The sequence below is a fragment of the Pseudooctadecabacter sp. genome, from assembly GCF_965657175.1.
Lineage (GTDB): Bacteria > Pseudomonadota > Alphaproteobacteria > Rhodobacterales > Rhodobacteraceae > Octadecabacter.
Genome location: NZ_CBFHNH010000010.1, coordinates 109,054 through 120,267, shown reverse-complemented (window position 1 = coordinate 120,267; position 11,214 = coordinate 109,054). Strand labels below are relative to the sequence as shown.

The 11,214-nt window shown below is 59.0% G+C and carries 7 protein-coding genes and 1 tRNA gene; 5 read left to right on the top strand and 3 right to left on the bottom strand.

Annotated elements, in window-relative coordinates; genetic code table 11:
* Positions 1-48: 48 nt before the first annotated feature.
* A complete protein-coding gene (locus ACTG36_RS10505) occupies positions 49-414 on the bottom strand; it encodes a disulfide bond formation protein B (RefSeq protein WP_375282041.1) in 366 nt (121 codons plus the stop codon).
* A gap of 95 nt (positions 415-509) precedes the next feature.
* A complete protein-coding gene (locus ACTG36_RS10500) occupies positions 510-1,088 on the bottom strand; it encodes a YqaA family protein (protein ID WP_375282042.1) in 579 nt (192 codons plus the stop codon).
* 81 nt (positions 1,089-1,169) lie between these two features.
* Here ACTG36_RS10500 and ypfJ point away from each other — a divergent pair, with 81 nt between their 5' ends.
* From ypfJ to ACTG36_RS10475, 5 genes are all read left to right on the top strand, one after another.
* A complete protein-coding gene (gene ypfJ / locus ACTG36_RS10495; RefSeq protein ID WP_375282043.1) occupies positions 1,170-2,021 on the top strand; it encodes a KPN_02809 family neutral zinc metallopeptidase in 852 nt (283 codons plus the stop codon).
* A gap of 83 nt (positions 2,022-2,104) precedes the next feature.
* A tRNA-Leu gene (locus tag ACTG36_RS10490) sits at positions 2,105-2,190 on the top strand.
* A gap of 658 nt (positions 2,191-2,848) precedes the next feature.
* Positions 2,849-5,434: a calcium-binding protein gene (locus ACTG36_RS10485; RefSeq protein ID WP_439142241.1), complete on the top strand. Its 2,586-nt coding sequence runs from the start codon at positions 2,849-2,851 to the stop codon at positions 5,432-5,434.
* Complete coding sequence (locus ACTG36_RS10480; RefSeq protein WP_439142239.1) at positions 5,335-9,267, top strand: Ig-like domain-containing protein; 3,933 nt, start codon at positions 5,335-5,337, stop codon at positions 9,265-9,267. Before ACTG36_RS10485 ends, ACTG36_RS10480 begins: the two co-directional genes overlap by 100 nt.
* A 253-nt stretch (positions 9,268-9,520) precedes the next feature.
* Positions 9,521-10,615 carry a Hint domain-containing protein gene (locus ACTG36_RS10475; protein ID WP_439142237.1) on the top strand — a complete coding sequence of 365 codons (1,095 nt, stop codon included), beginning with the start codon at positions 9,521-9,523 and terminating at the stop codon, positions 10,613-10,615.
* Here the strand turns inward: ACTG36_RS10475 and ACTG36_RS10470 are convergent.
* Positions 10,605-11,180 (bottom strand): nucleotidyltransferase family protein, encoded by a 576-nt coding sequence (locus ACTG36_RS10470; protein WP_375280906.1) that lies wholly within the window; start codon positions 11,178-11,180, stop codon positions 10,605-10,607. The genes ACTG36_RS10475 and ACTG36_RS10470 overlap by 11 nt on opposite strands.
* Positions 11,181-11,214: the final 34 nt, after the last annotated feature.

The following is an 11,214-nucleotide window of genomic DNA, read 5'->3' as shown; positions in this document are numbered from 1 at the left end:
AGACCCCGAGGTATTTCAGAACCAGAGAAGAGGGGCGTCGCGTGCAGATTAGGCCTGTTTGCGGGTGGCGGTGATCCAGAGGGCGGCGAGGACCAGCGAGATGAAGGCATTATAATTTGCCATGGACAGGCCTAACAGTGTCCAGACGATGTCTGACCACATGACCACAGGGGCGATGTCCGTGCTCAAAAGCGCGTCACCGGACAAATCGCCGAGGCCACCGCCGCCCGAACAGCTGGACGGGCCTTCCCACCAGCCGCGTGCCACACCGGTGTGATACAGGCCAAAGCCAGCGGTGGTGAGTGCGGCCAGAGCGCCGAGAACGGCCAGCGGCAGGCGCAGGACGGGCATCGCAATCGCGATGAGGCCGATCACAATGGCAGCCGCATGGGGCCAGCGTTGCCACAAACACATCTGACACGGGGCCTAGCCCAGAGCCTGAAAGCCGAAGGCCCCAGCGAGAAGGGCGACGCTGCCGAGGGTGGCAAGGGCGATGGATTGAAGCTGTGTCATAGGTACCGGACCATAAAGAAGCCGCCCACCAGAACCACGCAAAAGAGTGTGAACATCAGCCCGAGACGTTTTTCGATGAAATCGCGGATTGGTTCCCCGAACTTCCAGAGCAGTGTGGCGATGATGAAAAAGCGCAAAGCGCGGGCGATGATGGAGGTGATGATAAAGGTGCCCACGGGCATGGCTGTCCATCCGGACATGATGGTGATCACCTTGTAAGGGAAGGGTGTCAGCCCCGCGATCAGCACAGCCCAGAAGCCCACACCGTTGAAGCGGTCGTTAAAGGCCTCCATGCTGTCCGCCTTGCCGAGGCTTTCGAGGATCGGTTGGCCGATGCCTTCGAAGGCAAACATGCCGATGGCGTAGCCCAGCAAGCCGCCCAGCACCGACGCGATCGTGGCCACTGCGGCAATCAAAAAGGCGCGGCGTGGGGTGGCAATGATCATCGGGATCATCAGCAAGTCCGGCGGGATCGGAAAGACCGAGCTTTCGATAAACGCGACAAAGGCCAGCGCCCACAGGGCGCGGGGGTGATGGGCGAGGGACAAGGTCCAGTCGTATAGGCTGCGGATCATGGAACTGCTCTGTTGTTTGGTTGGTTAGGCCAGAGACTGGGTGTAGGGTCAACAGGAACTGTCTACGAAAAGGGGGGCGTCATGAAGTGGCAAGGTCGCAGAGGAAGCCGGAATATCGAGGATCGCCGCCGGTCAGGCGGCGGGCGTCGTGCGGCGGGGGGCATCGGCGGGATCGCCGGTGTGATAATCTTGTTGCTGGGCTGGTACTTTGGTGTGGACACGTCCCAGTTTGTGGATGTGGGCGGCGGCAGTCAGGCGCAGCAGACGACGGAGATTACGCCGGCGGATGAGCGGGCAGCGCAGTTTGTTTCCGTAACATTGGCGGATACAGAGGAGGTCTGGACCGACATTTTCCGTGAGCAAGTGGGCGAACGGTATGAGCCGCCGACATTGGTGTTGTTCAAGGGCGCGACCCAATCTCCCTGTGGCGGCGCGTCTGCGGCGTCGGGGCCGTTTTACTGCCCGGCCGATGAAAAGGCCTACCTGGACACGTCGTTTTTTGTGACCATGGAACAGAGGCTGGGCGCGGGTGGTGATTTTGCCGCGGCCTATGTTGTGGCCCACGAGGTGGCCCATCAGGTCCAGAACGAACTGGGCATTCTGGGGCAGGCCAACCGCATTCGCCAGCAGGTCAGCGAACGGGAAAGCAATGCGATTTCGGTGCGGATCGAACTGCAGGCCGATTGTTTTTCGGGGGTCTGGGCGCGGCTGGCGCAGGAAAAGTTCAATTCGCTTGAGCGGGGCGATATTGCTGAGGCCATGAATGCGGCCGAACAAATTGGCGACGATACCTTGCAGCGCAACGCGGGACAGACAGTGACACCGCACACCTTTCAACATGGCACATCTGAACAACGGCAACGCTGGTTTGCCACGGGCTATGACAGTGGCCAGATCGCGGATTGCGATACCTTCAGCACGGACCGTCTTTAAGGTGCAATTCCGCCGTTGACGACCGGCGGAGGCTTGGCTATTGCAGCCGCATACCACGACAGCCCAGATGGCTGTCACAGCGTGCCGGTGTGGCGGAATGGTAGACGCAGGGGATTCAAAATCCCCCGATGGTGACATCGTGCCGGTTCGAGTCCGGCCACCGGTACCACAGGTACAAATTCACAAAACACGCTGTCGACTCGCCCCAATTGGGGCAGTCCGAATCGTGATATGTTAAGAAGTTGTGAACAAACCGCGCTTCAAACGATTATTGGTTCCGGATTTGAACCGTGACGTTAAGCAATTGTGGCGAGATCTTAACACCGATTTGCGGGGAATTCCCCAGCGAAAAGAACACAGCCTTGAGGTGCATGCGCATTTCTGAATTGACCCAGATGCCCAAACCACATGCTGCAATCCCCATGTTTTACAGGGAAAAGCTGAATTTCATGAGGTGTTAGGGGTGTTCAAACAGGGGCGATGATGAAAAATCCAGCACACTTTTAGCGTGTAACGTTAAGGTTAATCGCGCGAACGTTAGTGTTTCGCACAAATTTTATCCTTTTTTGCGACCACCGGTGTCTGTGTTCAGTCCCTGCCCAACTGGGGGGCATTCCGGCTGACTGGGGAAGCCGGCCAAGATTTCGATCTTGGTTCTTTGAGTGGTGTCTGCGGGATCGGGTCCAATTACCCTTCCAAATTGCGGATGAGAGTTTGGTCGCTTCGGCGGCAGGCGTTTGTGTGTGTCCTAGGCTCAACCCCGGATCACACATTTGCAACATGACGGTCAGGCCATGTCTGATCGGATGGGTAGATAGGAAAAGACGATGTCTGATTATACAATTGACTGGTCCAACACGAATATTGACGGAACCAACACAGCGGCTGGCGCCTCTGGAAATGTCGGGTTCACGGTGGCAACACCCGAGAACGTAGACCATGACCAATGGATGAAGGGCACCGTGGGCGGTTACGACGGCCTTAAGGCCTGGGACGTTGACGATCCAACATCTGTGAAAGTGGATTTCCACCAGCCGGTTGAAAACATCACGTTCGAAATCTTCGACGTCGATTCCGACAACAACTCATGGGATGACCGTGTGACGGTTATCGCCCGTGATGCCGATGGCAATATCGTCCCAGTCCAGTTTACCAATCTCGCAGACCACCATTACGTCAACGGCAACCAGCTTGATACCACAGGCAACACCAATCCGGGTGTTGAAGGATCGGGCGCGGCCGACACAGTGACAGTCTACATCGCAGGCCCCATCGCGAGCCTCGAAGTGATTTATGACAACGGCGCAGGCGCAGCCCAATCCGGTACCATCGGGTTGAGCGACATCCACTTTGACGCCGCACCCTTGGCCGACGGATATGTGGACGGCACCGCAGGCGACGATTTGATCGACGTTGCCTACACGGGTGACCCCGATGGCGACAAGATCGACAATTCCGACGCCCTGCTTCCGGGCGAGGCCACGCAGGACGACGTCGTTCTGGCTGGTGCTGGCAACGACATCGTCAAATCCGGTGCGGGCGACGACGAAGTGTACGGCGGCTCCGGCAATGACATGATCTTCTCCGGTGACGGCGGTGACGTGATCTATGCGGGTGCAGGCCACGACAAAGTCGAAGCCAGCCATGACGATGACGTCATCTTTGGCGGTGATGGCAATGACACATTGTGGGCCGGTGGCCGTCTTGACGACACCATCTCCGGTGGTGCCGGCAACGATGAAATCACATCCGGCTATGCCAATGACCTGCTGTCTGGCGGCAAAGGCGACGACACGATCACAGCCAACAACGGCAGCGACGAAGTCTACGGTGGCGGCGGTGCCGACACGATCTTCGGCGGCGGTGGCAATGACACCCTGATCGGCGGCAACATGACATTCGACGGCACGCTGGACTTCAATGATCTGGCGGCCGGTGAACTGGTTGATGGCCAGTATGTGGCGAACGGTGTGTCTATCGTGTCCGCAGACCCACACAACCCTGTCATGGCATTTGACACTGCAAACCCGACCGGCGGTGATCTGGATTTGGCCACAAGCAATCTGGGCACGGTTCTGATCCTGTCTGAGGACCGCGACGCATCCGATCCGGATGACAACGCATCGGGCGGTACGTTCCTGATCAACTTTGAAAACCCTGCACATGTGACCGGTCTGACCTTGTTGGATGCGGATGGCGGTGCGTGGATCAAGTACTACGACTCCAACGGCAACCTGCTGCAACAGATCGACGTCAGAACAGCGGACAACGGCCAGCATGTTGTGAACACCGACCTTGATATGGTGGCACAGATCGAAGTGATCCTCGGCAACTCCGGTGCGATCGACAACCTGACCTATTCCATCAACCCCGACACGATGGACGGCAATGACGTCATCGATGGCGGTGCAGGCGATGATTATATCGAAGGCAATGCGGGCGATGACACGCTGGCAGGCGGAACCGGCAACGATTCCATCTTCGGTGGTGTCGGCAAAGACGTGATCGGCGGCGGCAGCGGCAATGATTATATCGAAGGCAACGACGGCAACGACATGGTCGAGGCTGCCCACGGCGACGACACCATCTTTGGCGGCGCTGGCAACGACGACCTTTGGGCAAGCCACGACAACGACTACGTCGAAGGCGGCACCGGTGCTGACAAAGTCTACGGTGGGTCCGGTAACGACACGCTCTTTGGTGGCGCGGACAACGACGAAATCTACGGCGGCTCCGACACCGATACGGTCTATGGTGACGCCGGCGATGACGTCATCTATGGCGACAAGATCTTCAAGGACGACACAGGCACAGGCGCAGCGGACACTTTGTTCGGCGGTGCAGGCCAAGACACGATTTACGGTGAAGTCGGCAACGACAGCATCAATGGTGGCACAGGTAACGACGAACTTTACGGCGGCGATGGCAACGACAGGATCTTTGGCAACGACGGCGACGACGTCGCCTTTGGTGGCGATGGCGACGACAACATGGGCGGCGCAGACTTCGGCAACGACGAATACTACGGCGGTGCTGGCAACGACATGATGGAAACATCATTCGGTGACGACACGCTGTATGGTGGCGAAGGCGACGACAACCTTTGGGCCTCGTCCGACAATGACCTTGTCTTTGGTGGCACAGGCAACGACAGCTCCTATGGCGGGTCCGGCAACGACACCGTCTACGGTGACGAAGGCAACGATACGCTTTCCGGCGGCTCCGGCTCCGACACCGTATTTGGCGGCACGGGCGATGACATCATCGATGGCGCAGGCCTTTATAAGGATGACAACGGTCCGGACGGTCCGACATGTTGTTCGGTGGCGACGATGCCGACATCATCAAGGCCAACGCTGGCGACATCGTTGACGGTGGTGCCGGTGGCAATGACTACGACGTTCTGGACCTGACCGGTCAGGGGCCATTCTTCCTTGCGGGTCCTGATGGCACAGGCGTGCCTGTGACCGACAGCAACGGCAACGGCATCGACGGCACAGTGATCTTCGTGGACGAGAACGGTGTTCCAACAGGCGAAACCCTGTCCTTCACTGAACTCGAAGAGGTGATCGGCGAAGAGGTCAACCGTGGCCCTGATGCGCAGGACGACACTGCCGAAGTAGACGAAGACGGCTCGGTCGATATTCCGGTTCTGGGCAACGACAGCGATCCAGACGGCGATCCACTGACCATCACCGAAGCGACATCGCCCAACGGCACGGTCACGATCAACCCCGATGGCACGATCACCTTTGAACCCGATGAGAACTTCAACGGTGACACGACGATCACCTACACGATCTCCGACGGCAACGGCGGCGAAGACACGGCGACTGTCAACGTTACAGTGAACCCTGTGAACGATGATCCGATCTCGTGCCCCGACCTGTACTTTGTTACTGAAGACGAAGGCACGGGCGATGTGGACGGCAACGTCATCACCAACCCGTCCGACAACAATGCCGGCCTCGACATCGACCCCGATGGCGACACCCTGACTGTTGTCGCGATCAACGGGGACGAAAACAACGTTGGCACGCCAATTGCTGGTTCCAACGGTGGTCTGTTCACGCTGAACCCCGATGGGTCCTTCGACTTCACCGCAAATGAGGAATTCGAATTCCTCTCCCCCGGTGAGACGGCGGATACTGTCATCGAATACACCGTGTCTGACGGCAACGGCGGCTTCGGCACAGCCACGCTGACCATCACGGTGCAGGGCATCAACGATGCACCTGAAGCTCAAAACAGCTCTTATATCGTCGCTCAGGATGAAGCGTTCGGTGATGAGGATGCCAATGCGATCACGGACGATACCGGCGACGGTGCGGACAGCGATCCTGAGGATGATCCTCTGACGGTTGTGGCTGTGGACGGTGATCCGGCCAATGTGGGCGGCACTGTTGCTGGCGACAATGGCGGGCTGTTCACGATCAACGCGGACGGTTCTGTCGACTTCAGCGCGAACGGCGAGTTTGACGATCTGGGCGAGGGCGAAACGGCCTCCACCACCGTCACCTACACCATCGCGGACCCCGCGGGTCTGGAGGACACAGCCACTGTGACCTTCACCGTCACCGGCACCAACGACGGTCCAATCGCCGAAGAAGACACCTTCGAGGCGGGCGAGGACGACGACCCATCGGTGGTCGGCAATGTTCTGGACAACGACACAGACCCTGACGGCGATCCGCTGACGGTGGCTGAGGTAAACGGCGACCCTGCGGGCGTCGGGACACCTGTCGCGGGCGACAACGGCGGCCTGATCACGATCAACCCCGACGGCTCCGTCACCTTCGATCCGAACGGCGACTTCGAAGAACTGGGGACAGGCGAAACGGCGACCACCACGGTCACCTACACCGTCACCGACCCATCGGGCGTAGAAGCCACGGAAACTGTCACCATCACTGTGACTGGTGTGAATGATGGGCCAGACGCCACAGACAACGCCTACACGGTCTCCTTGACCGAAGACGCAGGCGATGTGGACGGCAATGTCATCACCGATGACACAGGCGACAGCGTGGACAGCGATCCTGAGGATGATCCTCTGGAAGTTGTGGCTGTGGACGGCGATCCGGCCAATGTTGGCACACCTGTTGCGGGTGACAACGGTGGTCTGTTCACGATCAACCCCGATGGCACAGTCGACTTTGACGCCAATGGCGACTTCGACGATCTGGGTCTGGGTGAGACGGACACGACATCTGTCACCTACACCATCACCGATCCTGATGGTGGTGAGGACACAGCGACTGTCACCTTCACTGTCACCGGCATCAACGATGGCACCGTTCAGGGCACCGAAGGCAACGACATCATCAACCCCGACATCCCTTATGTGGATGGGGACGGTGATATCGTGGACGCTGGCGACGGCATCCTGCCGGGCGACGAAGGCACGGACAACGACCTGATCCTGGGCTTTGGCGGTGAAGATACCATCCAAGCAGGCGAGGGCGACGACGTGGTCTTCGGCGGTGCAGATGATGACAGCATCGCAGGCAACGCCGGCGACGACAGCCTGTCTGGCGACGAGGGCAATGACATCATCCGCGGTGGCACCGGTGACGACACCATCGACGGTGGCGACGGCATGGACATGCTGTTCGGCGGCGCGAACGATGACGTCCTTGATGGCGGCATCGGCGACGACAAGATCGAAGGCGGCTCTGGCGATGACACTCTCATCGGTGGGGAAGGCAACGACGATCTGTGGGGCGCATCCGGTGATGACAGCGTTGACGGCGGCGCGGGCGATGACACCATCGCCACAGCCGAAGGCAACGATGTGGTCGAAGGCGGCGAAGGTGATGACATCATCGACACCGGAAACGACGAGAACCCGCTGGGCCCTGACTTCGGTCAGAACCTGCCGGACGTCGGCTACCCCGGTGTCTATCCTGCGGACCTTGATCCGAACGACGACCTCGATACGGTCTTCGGTGGGGCTGGGAACGACAGCATCTCCACGGGTGACGACAACGACACCATCTTCGGTGGTTCCGGCAACGATACGATCGATGCAGGCATCGACGACGATACCGTCGAAGGCGGCACCGGCGATGACATCATCATCGGGTCCGAAGGCAACGACGAAATCGCGGGTGAAGACGGCAACGACATCATCTATGGTGGTCTGGTTCCCGGCACCATCGGTGGCTTCGGCAACCTGCCCGACGATCTGGACGGTGACGGCGACAGCAATGACCCAGGTGAAGACCTGGTCACCGACAACAACAACGACACGTTGTTTGGCGGCGCTGGCAACGACACCATCTTCGGCGAAGACGACGATGACACCCTGTTCGGTGGCACCGGCGACGATGTGCTGGACGGCGGCGTCGATGACGACACGCTCTACGGTGACGAAGGTGCCGATACGCTGACCGGTGGTCAGGGTGCAGACAGCCAGTTCGGTGGTCTGGGCAACGATGTCTTCATCGTCGACACACCCGGAGAAGGCGCAGGCGACGTGATCGTCGGCGGCGAAGACCCCGATCTGGATGGCGATGGCCAGTCTGACGACACGGACATCCTCGACCTGACCGGGTCCAACGTCGACTTCATCACCTATGTGGATGATGACCCAGAAGCCGGTACAGTGACGTTCCTTGACGGATCGACCCTGACCTTCTCGGAAATCGAGAACGTGATCCCCTGCTTTACGCCGGGCACCACGATCGCGACCCCGAAAGGTGAGCGTCTTGTCGAAGACCTGCGCGAAGGCGACCGGATCATCACCCGCGACAACGGCATCCAAGAGATCCGTTGGACCGGCCGCAAGGAGATGTCCGGCAAGTCACTGGTGGCGAACCCGCACCTCAAGCCGATCCTGATCAAGGCAGGCGCCTTGGGCAACGGTCTGCCTGAGCGGGACATGCTGGTGTCGCCAAACCACCGGTGTCTGGTGGCCTCGGAGAAAACGCAGCTCTACTTCGAAGAGCGCGAAGTCCTCGCGGCAGCCAAGCATCTGGTCGGTGCGGAAGGCATCCATGAAGTAGACGTGATGGGCACTGCCTACATCCACTTCATGTTCGACCGCCACGAAGTGGTTCTGTCGAACGGCGCTTGGACCGAAAGCTTCCAGCCGGGCGATTACAGCTTGAAGGGCATTGGCAACAGCCAGCGCAACGAAATCTTCGAACTGTTCCCCGAACTGGCCACGAAAACAGGTCTGGGCAACTATCAGTCCGCGCGTCGCGCCCTGAAAAAGCACGAAGCACGCCTGTTGGTGAAGTAAACGTATATGCAGCTGTTCCCGTACTTTGGTGGGGGGACGAGGGAACGGGGGGCATGTGGCCCCCCGTTTCCGTTTGGGAAACAATCTTGGCGTCCAATTGTGATTGGTTTCGGCCCTCGGCGGGAATTGGGCAATTTTAATCAAAAACATCGAAGGTGGTCGTCTTGGCCGAACTTTCCCCGTAAATCGAACGCCAGAATGCTTACATACGACTTGAACGGGACACTGCTGTCCCTGCTGCCCGAGGTTTCAGATGCCAACGTCATTCGAAGTTCTTTTTCTTGGTAATTTGCCGGACATCGACACCGGTGAAGGCAATCAGTTTGTCAGCCAAACGGCCGTGGACAGCTGGCTGGGTACATATGGCAGCGCGGCGGATCCATTGGCCTCGACCGATAACGTCAAAAACTGGGAGGCCGACAGTTTTTCCGGCGGACTTCAGCCCGCGTCCTACGATATCGACAACAACGCGTCGAACGACACATTCACCGTCGATGGCGTGACCCAAACCCATGACGCCACGATGATCTTCAACGCGACGATCACCTATTTCGATGGCACGACTGCAAATATCACCGCAGTGGTCAGTCAGGCCACGAATGGTGACGTCTATCTGATGCCCGAATTCAGCGCCAACGCAGATCAGGCGGCGATTGAAGCCGCACCGATCCAGTCGATCCAGCTGATTTCCCCGATCTATGCCAATGGCAATCCGGGGCAGGGCTATAACCTTGTGGCGGACAGGCAGGCGGCAGATTTGGTGCCGTGTTTCACCCTTGGCACCATGATTGCCACAGACCGCGGTGAAATTCCGGTCGAGGCGCTGAAGATCGGGGACCGTGTCATGACCCGCGACAACGGATTACAAGACATCCGTTGGATCGGGCGGCGCGATGTGTCCAAAGAGGAGGTCATCGCCACGCCTGAGTGGGCCCCCATCCGCGTGGCCGCCGGTGCCTTGTCCGGTGCTGTGCCCGAAACCGATCTGTTGCTGTCCCCCAACCACCGTGTGTTGATCACCGGCGAACGGGCTGCACTGTTTTTCGGTGAAAATGAAGTTCTGGTGGCGGCCAAACATCTGGTTTCAATGGACGGTGTGTCCGCGGACGCTGCAGGCGATGTGGTCTATTTCCACATTCTGTTCGACCGTCACGAAGTGATCCTGTCCAACGGCGCTTGGACGGAAAGTTTTCAGCCCGCCGATTACACCCTGCGCAGCATCGGTGACGAACAACGTGAAGAGGTGTACGGCCTGTTCCCGGAACTCAAGAACGTCGAAAGCGCTGCCGGTTGGTCCGCAGCGCGCAAGGTTCTGAAACGTCACGAAGCGCGGCTTCTTACGGCCTAGACCGGTTCCGATAGCGATCCCAATCTTCGGGCGTGTCCAGATCAAGGCGCGCCCGTTGTTCATTTAGCGGGACAAGTTTGGTGTCGTCCGGCCAGTTTTCGCAAATGCGAAAAGCACCACGATCGCCCTCTAATGTCTTGAAATCAGGGAATGTCTTGCGGGCAAAATAGATCGGATGGCCGGGTTTTCCATCCTGCGTGGCCGCGCGCACGATTGCAACATCATCCGTCGCGGCTGCCTTGACGGCGGCGATATCTGCGGCGGTGATATCGGGCATATCGGCGGGCAGGATGACCACACCGGCCGCATCAACGGGCACCGCCGCGATCCCGGCGCGGATGCTGTCAGACATCTGTCCCGCAACGACGACAATGGTCGCGCGGGCGGGCACAACAGAGGCGCGCGGATGATCGACCGAGGGCAGGGTGACGATCACCGGACCACTGTCCAGCGCCCGCTCCACCTGTCGTCCGAGGAGGGGGAGGCCGTCGATATCCTCCAGTAATTTGTCGCGCGCGCCCATGCGCGACGACTTCCCAGCCGCCAGAAGCAAGGTTGGGATCATGGTGCCAAACGTCTGAAACAAGGTCTAAAATTCA